The organism is Burkholderia diffusa, assembly GCF_001718315.1.
In the GTDB taxonomy this organism is placed as follows: domain Bacteria; phylum Pseudomonadota; class Gammaproteobacteria; order Burkholderiales; family Burkholderiaceae; genus Burkholderia; species Burkholderia diffusa_B.
The window spans coordinates 2,263,793-2,280,682 of record NZ_CP013363.1; the positions used below are offsets into that span (position 1 = coordinate 2,263,793).

A 16,890-nucleotide genomic window follows, 5' to 3' on the forward strand; every position below is an offset into this window, starting at 1 on the left:
TCTTGCTCACAAATACAGACGGCGTGCGGCGATCACTTCGGCTTGACGACGTCGAGCTGCTTGCCCGAGTTGCCGATCACGTCCTTCTTCCAGCGCTCGATCCACACCGGCTTCTTCGCCATCACCTGGGTCCAGTCGACCGGGATCAGCTTCACGCCCGCGATCGCCTTCTTGACCGCTTCGCCGTTCTTGCCGGCCAGCGGCACGTCCGTGCGGCCCGGGATGCCATACATGTCCGGCACCTTCGATTGCACTTCCGTCGACATCAGGTAGTCGATCAGCTTCTTGCCGACGTCCTGGTTCGGGCCGCTCTTGATCAGGCCGATGCCGTACGGCAGCTGGAACGTGGTCGGCTGGTCGCCGTCCTTCGCGGCCAGGAAGATCGGCTTGACGGCCAGCGCGCCGTGCTCGGCGTCGTCGAGATCCATCTGCAGGTCGCCGTTCGCGACGCTGATCTCGTTACGCGACAGCAGCACGTTCAGATAGCCCGTGCCCTTCGTGTGGAACTTCACGCTCTGCGACAGCTTCGCGAGGTAGTCGAACGCCTTGTCCTCGCCCATCAGCGACGTCGTCAGGATCAGCACGGCCATCCCGTCGCCAGCCGTGGCCGGGTTCGAGTATGCAACCTTGCCCGCGTAGGCCGGCGACAGCAGGTCGGCGAACGTCTTCGGCTGGTTCTTCACGACGTCCGGGTTGATCGCGAACGAGAAGTAGTTGTTCACGAACGTCGCCCACGTGCCGTCTTCCGCCTTCGCGATCGCCGGCACGTTCTTGTAGTTGACGCTCTGGTACGGCTGCAGCAGCCCCATCTGGCCGGCTTGCTGGATGAACGGCGGCAGCGTGACGATCACGTCCGCCTTCGGCGAATTCTTCTCGATGTTCGCGCGGTTGACGACCTCGCCGCTGCCCGCCGTCACGATGTTGACCTTGACGCCTTCCTTCTTCTCGAACGCGGGCAGCACGTCGCGATAGAGATTCTCGAGACCGTCCGCCGTGTACAGGACGACCGCGTTCGCCGCATGCGCGGGCATCGCCGCGCCTTGCAGCAGACCGGCGGCGCAGGCGGCCAGCGCGAGCTTGCGGAACGCGCCGGCAGCGGCGCGCGAGGAATTCTGCAGTGTCATCTCACTTCTCCGTAGGCGGAACACCAAACGGCCGGGGCACGATCCGGCTCCTTTCAGTCGGACAGACCGACGACCGGCCTGTCTCGCTGCCGCGCTGCAGGTGGTCTCGCGCGGCAACCGAAGGATCACAGCGTTCGATGACAACGCCGTGACGAGTGCCACAATTTCCAAAAAATGACACATTTTGCCAATATCATGCAAGCCATTCAGAAATGCCTCCCGGTGTTTCGTCCGATCTTTGCAGGAGAAAAACCATGCCCGACCCGATTCTGCTCACGCCCGGCCCGCTCACCACGTCCGCCACAACACGCCACGCAATGCAACATGACCGGGGCTCGTGGGACGCCGCTTTCAATCAATTGACGGCCAGCGTCTGCGCGGATCTCGTCGCGATCGCGCGCGGCGGCGACGAATACGTGTGCGTGCCGATGCAAGGCAGCGGCACGTTTTCGGTCGAGGCCGCGCTGGGCACGCTGGTGCCGCGCGACGGCGTCGTGCTGGTGCCGGACAACGGCGCGTATTGCGCGCGCATCCTGAAGATCCTCGGCCGGCTCGGCATCGACGCGATCGCGCTACCGTTCGGCGAGGACGCCGCGGCTGACCCGGCGGCAATCGAAGCCGCGTTCGCGCGCGAGCCGCGCATCACGCACGTCGCGCTGGTGCACCTGGAAACGAGCGCCGGCATCCTGAATCCGCTCGACGCGGTCGCGGCCGTGTGCCGGCGGCATGGCAAGCGGCTGATCGTCGATGCGATGAGTTCGTTCGGCGCGTTGCCGATCGCGCTGGCGGACAGCGGGATCGACGCGCTGGTCTCGGCGAGCGGCAAATGCCTGGAAGGCGTGCCGGGGATGGGGTTCGCGATCGTGCGGCGCGACGCGCTCGACGCGTGCGAAGGCAACTCGCCGTCGCTCGCGCTCGACCTACACGATCAGTACGCGTACCTGCGCAAGACGGGCCAGTGGCGCTTCACGCCGCCGACCCACGTGATCGCCGCGCTGCGCGCCGCCCTCGACCAATACCTCGCCGAAGGTGGCCAGCGCGCGCGTGGTGCGCGCTATGCGGAGAACTGCCGGACCCTGATCGAATCGATGCGCGCGCTCGGCTTCACGCCGTTCCTCGATGCAAGCGTGCAGGCGCCGGTAATCGTCACGTTCCATGCGCCCGACCATCCGGCCTACGATTTCCGCCACTTCTACGACGCGGTGCGCGACGCGGGCTTCATCCTGTATCCGGGCAAACTGACGCAACTCGAGACGTTCCGCGTCGGCTGCATCGGCGCGATCGATGCCGGCGATATCCGGCGTGCGGTCGCGGCGATCGCGCAGGCGGTCGAATCGCTCGGGATTGCCGTGCAGCGCGCGTGAACGCTGACGCGTGCAACGGCCGGCAAACGGGAAAGGCAGACACAAAAAAGCCCGGCGACCCACAGGTCGCCGGGCGAACGCACCGAGAGTGCGTGGAGCCGGTACTTAGAGTTCGATCCGCTTGATGTCGCCGACGACGAAGATGTACGACAGCGCGCCGATCAGCGCGATCACGCCGATGAACACGAGCGCGCCGACGAACGATCCGGTCGATGCGACGATGAAGCCGACGACGAGCGGCGTGACGATGCCCGCGAGGTTCGCCGCGAAGTTGAAGATGCCGCCCGTCACGCCGAGCAGACCGTCCGGCGCGATGTCGGACACGAGCGTCCAGCCGAGCGCTGCCATCCCCTGCGCGAAGAATGCGACCGACATGATCGCGATCACGGCTTCGTTGCTCTTCACGTAGTTCGCGAGAATGATCGTCGACGCGAGCAGCAGGCCCGCGATGATCGGCAGCTTGCGCGCGAGGTTCGCGGACTTGCCGCGGCGCAGCAGCCAGTCGGAGAAGATCCCGCCGAACATCACGCCCACCGACGCGGCGATGAACGGCATCACCGCGAAGAAGCCGATCTTCAGCCAGCCCATATGGCGTTCCGTGGCGAGATAGGTCGGGAACCAGGTGAGGAAGAACACGAGCGTCGAGTTGCCGGCGAACTGGCCGAGGCAGATACCGGCAAGCTGGCGCTTCTTCAGCAGCCGGCCGGCCATCGACCAGCTGAACTTGGCCTGCGCGGGCTTGCCGCTCGTGTCGCCGTCCTTGCGCGCGCGGTGCACGAGACCGCCGCCCGCTTCGATGTATGCGAGTTCTTCCGAATTCGCGCCCGGATGGTTGCGGGGCTCGTGATAGAACTTCCACCAGACCAGGCCGAACACGATGCCGATCCCGCCGACGACCCAGAACAGCGAGCGCCAGCCGAACGCACCCATCAGCGCGAACAGCACGGGGCTGAAGAACGCGAGACCGATGTACTCGCCCACGGTGTAGGTGCCGGTCGCCATCGCGCGCTCGTTCTGCGGGAACCACGTCGCGACGACCCGGCTGTTGGTCGGGAAACACGGCGCTTCCGTCACGCCGAGGCCGAGCCGGCATGCAAGCAGCGTCCCGACACCGGGCACGAAACCTTGCAGGAGCGTGCACAGCGACCACAGCGTCATGGACCAGTAATAGGTGATCTTGCTGCCGAAGCGGTCGAGGAACAGGCCGCCGGGCACCTGCATCGCGACGTACGTCCACGAGAACGCGGAGAACATGATGCCCATCACCGCCGCATTGATGCCGAGCTCCTTGGTGAGCTGCGGCGCAGCCACCCCCAGCACGGTACGGTCGAGATAGTTGATCATCGTGCCGATCGCGAGCAGCGCGAGGATCTTGTAGCGCGCCGAGGTCCGCCGGACCGTGGCGGCCGCCGCGGACGCGGCGTTCGTGTGGGTGGTGTGCTGCATGGTCGTCTCCTGGTCTCTTTTTCAGCTAGTCGGTAGAAGGGTCAGCGCGCGACGAGCGACTGAAAATGCTCGAACATCCGCTCGTCGTCCGGCGTGCGTCCGGCGAAGATCTCGAACGCATCGACGGCCTGGTACACGGCCATCCCGCCGCCCGGCAACGTCGCGCAGCCGGCTGCGCGCGCGGCGCGGATCAGTTCGGTTTCGAGCGGGAAATACACGATATCGGCGACCCACATTCCCGCGTGGAGCAACTCGGCCGGCAGCGGCAGGCCCGGATGCTTGATCATGCCGGTCGGCGTCGCATGAATCAGGCCGGTCGCGGCCGGCATCGCGGCCGCGAGATCGCTGCCCGGTGTAACCCGGGCGGCGGGGAAGCGCTGCTGCAGTTCACCCGCGAGCGCGACGGCACGCGCGCCGTCGACGTCGAAGATCGTCAGTTCGGCGGCACCCATCTGCAGCGCTGCATGCGCGACGGCCGCACCCGCGCCGCCCGCGCCCAGCTGCACGACACGCTCGAGCGACGCGCCCGGCAACCCGCGGCGGAACGACTTCGCGAAGCCCGACCAGTCGGTGTTATGGCCGATCCGCTTGCCGTCCTTGAACAGCACGGTGTTCACCGCGCCGAGCGCGCGCGCGTCGTCCGACAGCGCGTCGAGATGCTCGATCACACGCTGCTTGCACGGATGCGTGATGTTGAGCCCGTTGTAGCCCATCCGCTGCGCGGCATCGAGCAGTTCCGGCAGCGCGTCGGCGGTCACGCCGAGCACGTCGAGATCGATGCGCCGGTACACGTAGCCGAATCCCTGGCGGAAGCCTTCTTCCTCATGCATCGCAGGCGACAGCGAACCGCCGATGCCCTGGCCGATCAGGCCGATCAGAAAAGACGGGCGGCTCATCGTGTGGCTCCCTGCGTAAAAAGGGTCGACAGGCGCTGCAGCGCGAATACATAGCCTTCGGTGCCGCAGCCGCAGATCACGGCTTCGGCAACCGCCGACACATACGAGTGGTGACGGAATGCCTCGCGGCGATGCACGTTCGAGATATGCACCTCGATCACGGGTTTCGCGATCGCGGACAGCGCATCGGCCAGCGCGACCGACGTGTGCGTATAGGCGGCCGGATTGATCACGATGCCGTGCGTATCGTGACGCGCGGCATGCAGCCAGTCGATCAGCTGGTGCTCGGCGTTCGACTGGCGAAAGTCGATCTCCAGCCCGAGCGCCTCAGCCGCCGTGCGGCAACGCTGCTCGACATCGGCAAGGGTTTCCGCGCCGTAGATGTGGGGCTCGCGGGTCCCCAGCAGATTCAGGTTCGGGCCGTTCAGCACCAGCACCTTGTGCTTGCTCATGGTGTTTCTGCTCCAAAAACAGGGGCGAATCGCTAGCCGACTTCGCCCCTTGACGTCAAGACTCGGCGCTAGTGTGCGCTTGCGCAAGCGCAATGTCTTTTCGGGTTTTCGCTAATTTGTACCATCTAGTTAGTTTGTATAATTCGCCATACTCCCCTAGTAAACTCGGGATGTGGTGCCCGCAGATAATTCAACGACTGGTTCATTCCGGCCCGATCCGGCCGACGCCACGCCCCGCTCACCGCAGGATTCGCCCATGCAGCGCTCGATCGCCACCGTGTCACTGTCCGGCACACTCGCCGAGAAGCTCGCCGCCATCCAGGCCGCCGGCTTCGACGGTGTCGAAATCTTCGAGAACGACCTCGTCTACTTCGACGGATCGCCCGCCGACGTGCGGCGCATGGCCGCCGATCTCGGCCTCGACATCGTGTTGTTCCAGCCGTTTCGCGACTTCGAAGGCGTGAGCCCGGCCCAGCTTGCGCGCAATCTCGACCGTATCCGCCGCAAGTTCGACGTGATGCACGCGCTCGGCACCGACCGCATCCTGGTGTGCAGCAACGTGTCGCCCGATACGATCGCGGACGACGCGCTGCTGGTCGATCAGCTCGGCGCGCTCGCCGAAGCCGCGCGGCAGGCCGGCGTGGTCGCCGCGTACGAGGCGCTCGCGTGGGGCCGCGTCGTGAACCGGTACAGCCACGCATGGCAGCTCGTGAACGCGGTGAACAGCCCGCATCTCGGCCTCGCGCTCGACAGCTTCCATACGCTGTCGCTCGACGATTCGCCGGACGCGATCGCCGACATCCCCGGCGACCGGATCGCGTTCGTGCAGATCGCCGACGCGCCGAAGCTCGCGATGGACGTGCTCGAATGGAGCCGCCACTACCGCTCGTTCCCTGGCCAGGGTGATTTCGACCTCGCGCGCTTCACGGCCCGCGTGATCGAGTCCGGTTATACGGGGCCGCTGTCGCTCGAGATCTTCAACGACGGCTTCCGCGCCGCGCCGACCGCGATCACGGCCGCCGACGGCCACCGCTCGCTGCTTTATCTGGAAGAACTGACGCGCGCGCGGCTCGCGCAGGACGGCCGCGCGCCGGGCGCCGGCCAGCCGCTGTTCGCGCCGCCTGCGCCGCCCGCGCACGTCGGGTTCCAGTTCATCGAATTCGCGGTCGACGCGCAGGCGGCAGCCACCGTCGGCGAATGGCTCGGCCGGATGCGGTTCCGGCTCGCGGGCCGCCACCGGTCGAAGGACGTGACGCTGTTCCAGCACGGCGCCGCGTCGATCGTGCTGAACGCCGAGCGCGACTCGTTCGCCGACGCGTTCTTCCAGCAGCACGGGTTGTCGCTGTGCGCGTCGGCGTTCCGCGTCGACGATGCGAAAGTGGCATTCGAACGCGCGGCCGGCTTCGGCTACGCGCCGTTTTCCGGGCGCGTCGGCCCGAACGAGCGCGTGCTGCCGGCCGTGCAGGCGCCGGACGGCAGCCTCGAATACTTCGTCGACGAGACGCCGAACGCGCCAACGCTGTACGAATCGGACTTCGTGCTGACCGACATTGACGGTCCGAGCGAGGTCGGCCCGCTGACGGGCATCGATCACGTCTGCCTCGCGCTGCCGGCCGACGCGCTCGACACGTGGATCCTGTTCTTCAAGACCGCCTTCGGCTTCGAGGCCGAGCGTAGCTGGCTCGTGCCCGATCCGTACGGCCTGATGCGCAGCCGCGCGGTGCGCAGCGCCGACGGCTCGGTGCGGATCGCACTGAATGCATCGGTCGACCGCCATACGGCCGTCGCCGAATCGCTCGACCGTTATCACGGCACGGGGCTGAACCACGTCGCGTTCCGGACCGACGACATCGTGAAGACGGTCGCCGCATTCGCGGCCGACGGCGTGCCGTTCCTGCGGATTCCGCCGAACTATTACGACGATCTCGCCGCGCGCTACGCGCTGTCGGACGAGTTGATCGACACGCTGAGCGCCCACCATCTGCTGTACGACCGCGATGAAAACGGCGGCGAATTCCTGCATGCGTACACGGAACTGGTCGACAACCGCTTCTCGCTCGAAATCGTCGAGCGACGCGGCGGCTACGACGGCTACGGCGCGGCCAACGCGGCCGTGCGGCTCGCCGCGCAGGCCCAGCGCAGGAAATAAGGGATCAAGCGAATTCCGTGCTGGGGGGAATCGAACTGGAAAACCACGCCGCCCCCTGCGCCGCGCGCCGCGCGGACGCACCATCGTGGTGAGCGCCGTCGCGGCGCCTAGCCTGGCACGGCCGGCCGCTTCGAGCGGGACACTGCCGACCGGCAGGGGTTACATCCGGTAACGCACACCGCACTGCAGCATGCGCTCGGCCACCGCGGTTTTAAGAATCGCTTAAGTCTTCGACGGCACCATCCGCAACCAGTACCCGATGGATATCTCGAAAAGGAGGACAGCGATGAGCGCCGTAGATGCACCCGCGGGCCGCCCGGCCGCCCCCCCTGTGAAAAAGACGATGCTGCGCCGTTTGCTCAGCCATCATGAAATCGCGACGCTGCTCGTGCTGCTGCACGCACCGATCGGCGCGAATGCCAAACCCGAATTGCCCGCGCTGCAGGAAGCCGGCCTCGTCGAAATGATCAAGCTCGACGCCGACACGGCACCGAGCTTCCGGCTGACCGAAGACGGCACGGCCGTCCTGAAAGGCCTCGGCTACCGCTGAGCCGCCGCTTTCCCGTCTCCAATCCTCGTACCGCCCCGATCCTTCAGACCCGCCGGCCCGTCCGGCGCGTCACTTCACCCTGCCCGGTCCTGCAACATCAGCCGGTATTCCGTTGGCGTCACGCCGACCGTCGCCTTGAACTGTCGCGTGAACGCGCTGTGATCCGTATAACCGCATAGCGCCGCGACGTCAGTCACCTTGTCGTGCGTGACAAGCAGCGCTGTGGCCGCCTCGAGCCGCGTTTTCAGCAGCACCTGGCGCGGCGTCAGGTGAAACACCTTGTGGAAGTAGCGCTCGAGCTGCGCGACCGACATCCCGGCCATCTGCGCAAGCTGCTTCAGGTTCAGCGGCTGCACGTAGTGATCCTGGATGTGCTGCACCACGTCGGCGAGCTTGCTGTAGGCCGGATGCGAACCCTCGTGCGCCTTCAGGTCGCGCGAGATGCCCGCGAGACCGACCACCTTGCCGTCCGCGTCGCGCAGCGGCTCCTTGCAGGTCAGGCACCAGCCCGGCTGACGGCCCGGATACAGATGCAGCTCGAGCTGGTCCATCAGCTGCTGGCCGGCGGTGATCGTCGCCATGTCCTGCTCGAAATAAGTCCGGCCGAAGCGGCGCGGAAACACTTCGTCGGTCGTCTTGCCGAGCAGGTCGCGCTTGTCCTTGTAGCCGCAGCGCATCGCGAGCGTGCGGTTGACGAGCGCGTAGCGGCCGTTCGCGTCCTTCACGAAGAATGCGACATCGGGCAGCGCGTCGAACACCGGCTCGAGCAAACGGAAGTGCGCAAGCATCGCGCCGAGATCGGCATTGTCGGGCTGGTAGCGCAACGTATCGGACAGGCTCATGGGCGGTGCGGCAAGGAAGGTCGTCATCCCGGCATCTGCGAAGGGGGTGGCTGATGGCGTCGATTATAGGAGCGCGTTCGAGAACACGTCATCGCGATCTCGAGCAAGCGATCGAGCGACTCGGCGAGCGGCGGTCCGCGCAACGCGCCGCTGGACGTTCGCGATCGGGCAGCAGTATGTCTCTGCGCGTAACGCGCGTGCAGTTGTGCGCGCAACCACCGCGCCGCGCCTGCCGTGCAGCGACGATTTCGCATCGGCCCGCCGCATGGCGCCGGGCATCGATCGGCCACACAGGCGATGTCGACGTCACGTACGGGGTATCGAAACAACGCTCGCGAAGCCGCCATCCTAGAAATGCCGGCGTGTCGCGTCTTGGCGCGATTGCGCATTCCACATGACGATTTCGGCATATATAAGGGTTATCGACGATATGCCGAAATCGTCGCCGGTCACGCATCGAACGCGCAAGACGCGTGCATTTTCGCTACCTAGACTTCGATCAACGGTTACGAGACGACATCCCGTCGCCGCCACGCACGCCGATTCCGGCACAACCCGCGCGGCGCACGGCACACCCCGCACGGCTGTCGCAATGGCCTGCAGACCGATACGTCTCGCCCGGCTTACCGCACCGGCCTGTTGGCCGGCGGCGGCCCAACCACGCCATCAAGGGGAAGTGAAAGTGAAGCTGAAGGTATCGCACGTCGCGCTGGCCGCTGCCTGCGCACTGTCGGGCGCACACGCCATCGCCGCCGACGTCGTCAAGATCGGTTTCGCCGCACCGCTGACGGGGCCGCAGTCGAACTACGGCACGGACATGCAGAAGGGCGTGCAGCTCGCGATCGCCGATTTCAACGCGACGCATCCGTCGATCGGCGGCAAGCCGGTCACGTTCCAGCTCGACTCGCAGGACGACCAGGCCGACCCGCGCACCGGCACGACGGTCGCACAGCGGCTGATCGACGACAACGTTCGCGGCGTCATCGGCCACTTCAACTCGGGCACGAGCATTCCCGCGTCCGACCTGTACGATCGCGCGGGGCTGCCGCAAATCTCGATGGCGACGTCGCCGCAATACACTGCGCGCGGCTACAAGACGACGTACCGGCTGCTGACGAGCGACGCGCAAGCGGGCCGCATCGTCGGCACGTACGCGGTGAAGACGCTGCGCTTCAAGCGCATCGCGATCATCGACGACCGCACGGCCTACGGCCAGGGCATCGCCGACGAATTCGCGAAGGCCGTGCAGGCCGCGGGCGGCACGATCGTCAAGCGCGACTTCACGAACGACAAGGCGCTCGACTTCTCCGCGATCCTGACCAACCTGAAGGGCATCAACCCCGACGCGATTTTCTACGGCGGCGGCGACGCGCAGTCTTCGCCGATGATTCGCAAGATGCGCCAGCTCGGGATGAAGTCGGCATTCGTGACCGGCGAGATGTCGCGCTCGCCGACGTTCCTGAAGGTCGGCGGCGAAGCGGCCGAAGGCGCGATCGTCTACATGGGCGGGCTGCCGAAGGAAAAGATGCCAGGCTTCGCCGGCTACGCATCGCGCTACAAGGCACGCTTCAATGAAGACGTGATCACCTATTCGCCCTACTCGTACGACGGCACGATCGCGCTGCTCACCGCGATGAAGGACGCGAACTCGACCGACCCGAAGGTCTATACGCCGTATCTCGGCAAGGTGTCGATCAAGGGCGTGTCGGCGCCGAGCATCGCATACGACGCAAAGGGTGACCTGAAGGATGCGCCCGTGACGATCTACAAGGTCGAGCATGGCGCGTTCAAGCCGGTCGACACGATCGCCGGCAACTGATCACTCAGTCCCCTGTCACGCGCGGCGCGGCACGCGGCTCATCCGCCTGTCGCGCCGCGTGCGTTTCGCGCCCGGCGAAGCCGAAGCCTTCCTCGGCAACCCGCCGCGTGCATGCATTTCGCGCTCCTGTAGAATCCCCCCCACCCGCCTTGACGCTTCGTCTCCGTCGCGCCCCATCCTGGTGCGACGGTGCATGTGACGTGTCCCATCCGATATGCGACACACGCTCGACGACGCAAGCCGCGCCTTGCCAGTCCATGCCGATAGCGGGCCCTGGAGACGCAGCACCGACAACAACATTCGAAAACCGATCGTCCTGACCATGCAAGCTTCCGAATTGAGCGGCGTGCCTCGCGCCGCCGAACGCGCGCTCACGCGCAGCGACTACAAGACCCTTGGCCTTGCCGCACTCGGCGGCGCCCTCGAGTTCTACGACTTCATCATCTTCGTGTTCTTCGCACCCGCGATCGGACAACTGTTCTTCCCGCACGACATCCCCGACTGGCTGCGCCAGTTGCAGACGTTCGGCATCTTCGCGGCCGGCTATCTCGCGCGCCCGCTCGGCGGCGTGATCATGGCGCACTTCGGCGACCTGTTCGGCCGCAAGCGGATGTTCACGCTGAGCGTGCTGATGATGTCGGTGCCGACGCTGCTGATGGGCCTGCTGCCGACCTACGACTCGATCGGCATCCTCGCGCCGGTGCTGCTGCTGCTGTTCCGCGTGCTCCAGGGCGCGGCGGTCGGCGGCGAAGTGCCGGGCGCATGGGTGTTCGTGTCGGAGCACGTGCCGTCGCGCCACATCGGCTATGCGTGCGGGACGCTGACCGCGGGCCTCACGGCCGGCATCCTGCTCGGCTCGCTGGTCGCTGCCGGCATCAACAGCCGTTACTCGGGCGCCGAAGTCACCGCGTTCGCATGGCGCATTCCGTTCCTGCTCGGCGGTGTGTTCGGCCTGTTCTCGGTGTACCTGCGCCGCTGGCTGCACGAGACGCCGGTGTTCGCCGAAATGAAGGCGAAGAAGGCGCTCGCGGCGGAGATTCCGCTGAAGGCCGTGCTGCGCGACCACGGCCGCGCGGTGATCGTGTCAATGCTGCTCACGTGGATGCTGTCGGCGGCGATCGTCGTCGTGATCCTGATGACGCCCGCGCTGCTGCAGAAGCAATTCCACCTGACGCCCGCCACCACGCTGTTCGCGAACAGCATCGCGACGCTGTGCCTGACGGCCGGGTGCATCACCGCCGGCTCGCTCGCGGGCTGGATCGGCGCCAAGCGCGTGCTGGGCATCGGCGGCCTCGTGCTGGCCGCGTGCTACTACCTGCTGTTCGCGCAGGTCGCGGCCGACGCGTCGACGCTGCCGCTGTACTACGGGATCGCCGGCTTCATGGTCGGCACGATCGGCGCGGTGCCGTTCGTGATGGTCAGGAGCTTCCCCGCAGTCGTGCGCTTCTCGGGCATCTCGTTCTCGTACAACGTCGCGTATGCGATCTTCGGCGGCCTCACACCAGTGATCGTGTCGCTGATGATGAAGTCGAACCCGCTCGCGCCGGTCGTGTACGTCGCGGCGATCTGCGTGCTCGGCGCGATCGCCGTGCAATTCTCGAAGGATGCGAAGGACCTGAAGGACGCACGCTGAACGCCGGCGCGCATGCGCCGGCTGGATGAACAAAGGGCCGAATCCCGCAGTGTGCGGGATTCGGCCCTTTCGTTTTGGTTCGGTGCGGCGCGCGACGTGCGTGCGTCGCGCCGTTCAGTTCGGTTCGACTCAGCGCAGCGCGCCGTACGACGAACTCGGCCGGCGCAGCGCGTCGATGCTCGCGCCGCCCGCACCGGTCACGAACAGCAGCAGGAAACCGCCGGCGATCGCGATGTTCTTCCAGAAGTGGATCACCATGTCGTGCTGGACGGCGGCGTCCGTCGCATCCCAGAAATTGTGGCCGACCATCGCGGTCGCGATCGTGTAGAACGCCATCAGCAATGCGAGCGGCTTGACCTTGTAGCCGACGATCAGCAGCAGGCCGCCGAGTGCTTCGATCGCAACGACGAGCGGGCCCATCACCTGCGGATAGGGGACGTTCATTCGATGCAGATAGCCGATGAAATCGCCGTAGCCGAGCAGCTTCATCACGCCGCCCCACAAGAACAACGCCGCCAGCGCCAGGCGTGCGAAAAAAATGACGCCGGAATCGACGGAACGCGTCATGCCTCTCTCCTCGTATGCAATTCGGCCGTCCGCGCAGGGCGTGCCCCATGCGGTCCGAGCCGCGCGGCCCTGCCGGGCCCGCGGCAAATGGGCCAGCATAGAGGGTCTTTTCGCGGTGTCAAAAGGTTGTAGCAAATCTTTACACTGCGGCGGCCGGCGCAGGCGCGGCGCTGCCGTGAGGAACGACGCCCCACCGCCGCAACCGCGAATAAAAGGAACAGGCCCTAACCGGCGTCGCTCAACAGCACGCCTTTCTTGAACAGGAAACAGCCGTAGCCGCGCAGCTCGCCGGTGACGATCACCGCATACGCCTGCTGCGCGCGCTCGTAGAACGCGAATCGATCGATGCCCACGAGCGGCACGGCGCGCCCTTCCGCGCGATCGATTTCAACCTGCACTTCGCGCTGCACGGGCGGCACCGCGGCCGGGTCGCCGACCACCTCCATCCGCCACGCGGGCGTGTCGACGAACGTGTCGAGCGGCAACACCGACAGCACGGCGCGAGCGACGCGCGCCGAGTCGGCGCCGTCGATGCGCAGCGCGCGGCCGACCACCGTATGTTCGGCGACGGATTCCGCCGGAAAATTCGCATCGCAAATCACCACTTCATCGCCGTGGCCCATCGCGCGCAGCGTGTGCAGGATGTCGGCGTGCAGCAGGGGATCGAGATTCTTCAGCATGTGGGCAAACCTCCGGGAGGGGGAACGAATTGCATAAGTTACCCGATCCCGGCGGCAGCCGGGCATGCATCGTTCACGTCACGACGCCGCGGCCGGCATTTCGTCGATGAAACCCGTAACCGACTTCAGGCGGCCCGACGCATCGACGATGCCGAAATCGGAGCCCTTCACGATCGCCGCACCCTCGGGCGATACGAGCGCCCACGAAAAGCGCAGGTGCTGGCCGAAGCCGTCGACGTCGGTCGTGCGGCGAAAGCGATACGCGGGGAAGCGCGCCTGCACCGCGGCGATCATCGTGTCGATGCCCGCGTGGCCGTCACCGGCCATCAGCGGATCGCGATAGGCCGCGTCGCTCGCGTAGGTCGCATCGATCAGCGCGCGTCGGCGTGCGACGTCGGACTCGTTCCAGGCATCGAAATAACGGTCGATCAGGTCGGCGTGAGCGGACTGGACGGTTTCGGTGGTGTTCATGCGAGGCTCCTGGTCTGGATGAGGGGAGGACAGCACCGCGGACGTTTCGTGTTCGCGTGTCGCCATCGTCGCCGGCCCCGCGCGGGCGGTCGATTACGTTCGAGGTAAGGAAACCGCGCCGCCGCGATGAAAAACGGGCGCTCGAAGGCGCCCGCATCGTCCGCCGTCGAACGGCGCGCGTCAGGTCACCGGCGCCGGATTGAACAGCGTCAGCGCATTCGCGAGCTTCCATTGCTCGGCCCACGTGCGGCGCTTGCCGCTCGCGACGTCGAGCATCAGCCGGAACAGTTCCCAGCCGACGTCCTCGATCGAGGCCGCACCCGTCGCGATCTGCCCCGCGTCGAGATCCATCAGGTCGTGCCAGCGGCGCGCGAGATCGCTGCGCGTGGCGACCTTGATCACCGGCACCTGCGCGAGGCCATACGGCGTGCCGCGGCCGGTCGTGAAAACGTGCAGGTTCATCCCCGCCGCGAGCTGCAGCGTGCCGCAGATGAAATCGCTCGCGGGCGTCGCCGCGTACAGCAGCCCCTTCTGCCGCGCCCGATCGCCGGGACGCACGACGCCGGCGATCGGCGCGCTGCCCGACTTCACGATCGAACCCATCGCCTTCTCGACGATGTTCGACAGGCCGCCCTTCTTGTTGCCGGGCGTCGTGTTCGCGCTGCGGTCGACGCGGCCGCGCTGCAGGTAGCGGTCGTACCAGTCCATCTCGCGGATGATCTCGCGGGCGACGTCCTCGTTCGCCGCACGCGACGTGAGCTGCGCGACGCCGTCGCGCACTTCGGTCACTTCCGAGAACATGATCGTCGCGCCCGCGCGCACGAGCAGATCGGCCGCGAAGCCGACCGCCGGGTTCGCCGTCAACCCCGAAAACGCATCGCTGCCGCCGCACTGCACGCCGACGACGAGATCCGACGCCGGACAGGTTTCGCGACGCCGGCGGTTCAGCCGCTCGAGATGCGATTCGGCCATCTTCATGATCGAATCGATCATCGAGTTGAAGCCGACGTGCGCGGCGTCCTGCAGGCACACGACGCCGCCGTTGTCCGTCGCGCCGTCGGCCGCCAGCGGAATCGCGCCGGGCGGCAGCAGCCGCTCGGGCTGCAGCTTCTCGCAGCCGAGGCTCACCGTCATCACCTCGCCGCCGAAGTTCGGGTTCAGGCTGATGTTGCGCAGCGTGCGAATCGGGATGTCGGCGTCGGGTGCATCGATCGCGACGCCACAACCATATGTATGCTCGAGCCCGACCACGTCGTCGACATTCGGGTAGCGCGGCAGCAGTTCATCCTTGATCCGCTTCACCGCATGCTCGACGACGCCCGACACGCACTGCACGGTCGTCGTGATTGCGAGGATGTTGCGCGTGCCGACCGAACCATCGGGATTGCGAAAGCCCTCGAACGTATAGCCTTCGAGCGGCGCCAGCGGCGGCGCGGCGCGCGTGGCGAGCGGCAGGTCGTCGAGCCCCGGCGGCTCGGGCATGCGCATCGTGCGCTCGTTGACCCAGCTGCCGCGCCGAAGCTCGGTGAGCGCGTAGCCGATCACGACGTTGTAGCGGACGATCGGGTCGCCGGCCGCAAGATCGACCAGCGCGACCTTGTGCCCTTGCGGCACGCCTTCGCGCAGCGTCAGGCCGTCGGCGAACGTCGCGCCCTCAGGCAGGCCGCCGTCGTTGACGACGATCGCGACGTTGTCGTCCGGGTGCACGCGGATATAAAGCGGGGAAGCAGTCATCGGAATTCCTGGAAGGCTACCAGTCAAATCGTTAGTCATCATACGACATTCAACACCAATCCGCGATGCTGCGTAAACCCTTATCCGGAAAGACCCTACCCTTTACCCGCCGGCAAACCGCTTGCACTGCTCGTTCTCGCGTTGTACGATGACATACAACGACATCGCCAATATGGCTCGGATGCCGTACCCGACGAACCCAGCACTCGCGCTAGACGGACGACCCAACCATGACTTCACCGCAAGAACTCAAACAGATCATCTCCCACGGCCTGCTGTCGTTTCCGCTGACGGACTTCGACGCGGATGGCAGCTTCCGTCCGACCACCTATGCCGAGCGTCTGGAATGGCTGGCGCCGTATGGCGCGACCGCGCTGTTCGCGGCCGGCGGCACCGGTGAATTCTTCTCGCTCACGCAGCGCGAGTATTCGGACGTGATCCGTGTCGCGACGGAAACCTGCAAGGGCAAGGTGCCGATCCTGGCCGGCGCCGGCGGCGCGACGCGCGTCGCGATCGAATATGCGCAGGAAGCCGAGCGCCTCGGCGCGAGCGGCGTGCTGCTGATGCCGCACTATCTGACCGAAGCCAGCCAGGAAGGCATCGCCGAACACGTCGAGCAGGTGTGCCGCGCGCTGAAGATCGGCGTCGTGGTGTACAACCGCGCGAATTCGAAGCTGAACGCCGACATGCTCGAGCGCCTCGCCGACCGCTGCCCGAACCTGATCGGCTTCAAGGACGGCGTCGGCGAAATCGAGAGCATGGTCACGATCCGCCGCCGCCTCGGCGACCGCTTCGCGTACCTCGGCGGCCTGCCGACGGCCGAAGTCTACGCAGCCGCGTACAAGGCGCTCGGCGTGCCGGTGTACTCGTCGGCCGTGTTCAACTTCATCCCCAAGACGGCGATGGCGTTCTACGAGGCGATCGCGAAGGACGACCACGCAACGGTCGGCCGCCTGATCGACGAATTCTTCCTGCCGTACCTGAAGATCCGCAACCGTCGCGCGGGCTACGCGGTGAGCATCGTGAAGGCGGGCGCAAAGCTCGTCGGCCACGACGCGGGCCCGGTGCGCGCGCCGCTCGTCGACCTGACCGACGACGAAATTGCCGAACTGGACGTGCTGATCAAGAAGATGGGCCCGCAGTAAGCCGGTACGGCCGGCGTG

The 16,890-nt window shown here is 66.3% G+C and carries 15 protein-coding genes; 6 read left to right on the forward strand and 9 right to left on the reverse strand.

The window, feature by feature from the left end:
• Nucleotides 1–32 precede the first annotated feature (32 nt).
• On the reverse strand, nt 33–1,124 hold the full coding sequence (gene phnS / locus WI26_RS25320) for a 2-aminoethylphosphonate ABC transporter substrate-binding protein (RefSeq protein WP_069227569.1): 1,092 nt from the start codon (nt 1,122–1,124) through the stop codon (nt 33–35).
• A gap of 254 nt (nt 1,125–1,378) precedes the next feature.
• On the opposite strand from phnS, the gene WI26_RS25325 reads away from it, so the two are divergent.
• Nucleotides 1,379–2,488, forward strand: a complete 1,110-nt coding sequence (locus WI26_RS25325; protein WP_069227570.1) for a 2-aminoethylphosphonate--pyruvate transaminase — start codon at nt 1,379–1,381, stop codon at nt 2,486–2,488.
• A gap of 105 nt (nt 2,489–2,593) precedes the next feature.
• Here WI26_RS25325 and WI26_RS25330 read toward each other — a convergent pair whose 3' ends face one another.
• Genes WI26_RS25330 through aroQ form a run of 3 tightly spaced genes read right to left on the reverse strand, consistent with a single transcriptional unit; the run spans nt 2,594 to nt 5,282 of the window.
• Nucleotides 2,594–3,934, reverse strand: coding sequence for an MFS transporter (locus tag WI26_RS25330; RefSeq protein ID WP_069227571.1), 1,341 nt, complete (start codon nt 3,932–3,934; stop codon nt 2,594–2,596).
• Nucleotides 3,935–3,975: 41 nt separating this feature from the next.
• Nucleotides 3,976–4,830, reverse strand: coding sequence for a shikimate dehydrogenase (locus tag WI26_RS25335; protein ID WP_069227572.1), 855 nt, complete (start codon nt 4,828–4,830; stop codon nt 3,976–3,978).
• Nucleotides 4,827–5,282 carry a type II 3-dehydroquinate dehydratase gene (aroQ, locus tag WI26_RS25340; RefSeq protein WP_059467157.1) on the reverse strand — a complete coding sequence of 152 codons (456 nt, stop codon included), beginning with the start codon at nt 5,280–5,282 and terminating at the stop codon, nt 4,827–4,829. Before aroQ ends, WI26_RS25335 begins: the two co-directional genes overlap by 4 nt.
• 256 nt (nt 5,283–5,538) lie before the next feature.
• Between aroQ and WI26_RS25345 the strand changes: the two genes are divergently transcribed.
• Together WI26_RS25345 and WI26_RS25350 are read left to right on the forward strand one after the other, a co-directional pair.
• The gene (locus WI26_RS25345; RefSeq protein ID WP_069227573.1) at nt 5,539–7,431 is read left to right on the forward strand and encodes a bifunctional sugar phosphate isomerase/epimerase/4-hydroxyphenylpyruvate dioxygenase family protein; all 1,893 of its coding nucleotides are present in this window, start codon (nt 5,539–5,541) and stop codon (nt 7,429–7,431) included.
• A 286-nt stretch (nt 7,432–7,717) separates the two neighbouring features.
• Nucleotides 7,718–7,981 carry a hypothetical protein gene (locus tag WI26_RS25350; RefSeq protein WP_059528378.1) on the forward strand — a complete coding sequence of 88 codons (264 nt, stop codon included), beginning with the start codon at nt 7,718–7,720 and terminating at the stop codon, nt 7,979–7,981.
• Between the two features lie 74 nt (nt 7,982–8,055).
• On the opposite strand, the gene WI26_RS25355 is transcribed toward WI26_RS25350, so the two are convergent.
• Complete coding sequence (locus WI26_RS25355; protein ID WP_069227574.1) at nt 8,056–8,850, reverse strand: AraC family transcriptional regulator; 795 nt, start codon at nt 8,848–8,850, stop codon at nt 8,056–8,058.
• A 655-nt stretch (nt 8,851–9,505) separates the two neighbouring features.
• Here WI26_RS25355 and WI26_RS25360 point away from each other — a divergent pair.
• Both WI26_RS25360 and WI26_RS25365 read left to right on the forward strand, forming a co-directional pair.
• The gene (locus WI26_RS25360; protein WP_059508592.1) at nt 9,506–10,642 is read left to right on the forward strand and encodes a branched-chain amino acid ABC transporter substrate-binding protein; all 1,137 of its coding nucleotides are present in this window, start codon (nt 9,506–9,508) and stop codon (nt 10,640–10,642) included.
• Nucleotides 10,643–10,964: 322 nt separating this feature from the next.
• The gene (locus WI26_RS25365) at nt 10,965–12,275 is read left to right on the forward strand and encodes an MFS transporter (RefSeq protein ID WP_069227575.1); all 1,311 of its coding nucleotides are present in this window, start codon (nt 10,965–10,967) and stop codon (nt 12,273–12,275) included.
• Between the two features lie 129 nt (nt 12,276–12,404).
• Here WI26_RS25365 and WI26_RS25370 read toward each other — a convergent pair whose 3' ends face one another.
• The 4 genes from WI26_RS25370 to garD form a co-directional block, all read right to left on the reverse strand.
• Complete coding sequence (locus WI26_RS25370; protein WP_059467162.1) at nt 12,405–12,842, reverse strand: DoxX family protein; 438 nt, start codon at nt 12,840–12,842, stop codon at nt 12,405–12,407.
• 224 nt (nt 12,843–13,066) lie between these two features.
• Entirely contained in the window at nt 13,067–13,522 is a 456-nt protein-coding gene (locus tag WI26_RS25375; protein WP_059467163.1) for an RbsD/FucU family protein, read from the reverse strand.
• Between the two features lie 78 nt (nt 13,523–13,600).
• On the reverse strand, nt 13,601–13,993 hold the full coding sequence (locus tag WI26_RS25380; RefSeq protein ID WP_059536626.1) for a nuclear transport factor 2 family protein: 393 nt from the start codon (nt 13,991–13,993) through the stop codon (nt 13,601–13,603).
• A gap of 180 nt (nt 13,994–14,173) precedes the next feature.
• The gene (gene garD, locus WI26_RS25385; RefSeq protein WP_059536629.1) at nt 14,174–15,727 is read right to left on the reverse strand and encodes a galactarate dehydratase; all 1,554 of its coding nucleotides are present in this window, start codon (nt 15,725–15,727) and stop codon (nt 14,174–14,176) included.
• A 230-nt stretch (nt 15,728–15,957) separates the two neighbouring features.
• Here garD and kdgD point away from each other — a divergent pair, with 230 nt between their 5' ends.
• A complete protein-coding gene (gene kdgD / locus WI26_RS25390) occupies nt 15,958–16,872 on the forward strand; it encodes a 5-dehydro-4-deoxyglucarate dehydratase (protein ID WP_069227576.1) in 915 nt (304 codons plus the stop codon).
• Nucleotides 16,873–16,890 lie beyond the last annotated feature (18 nt).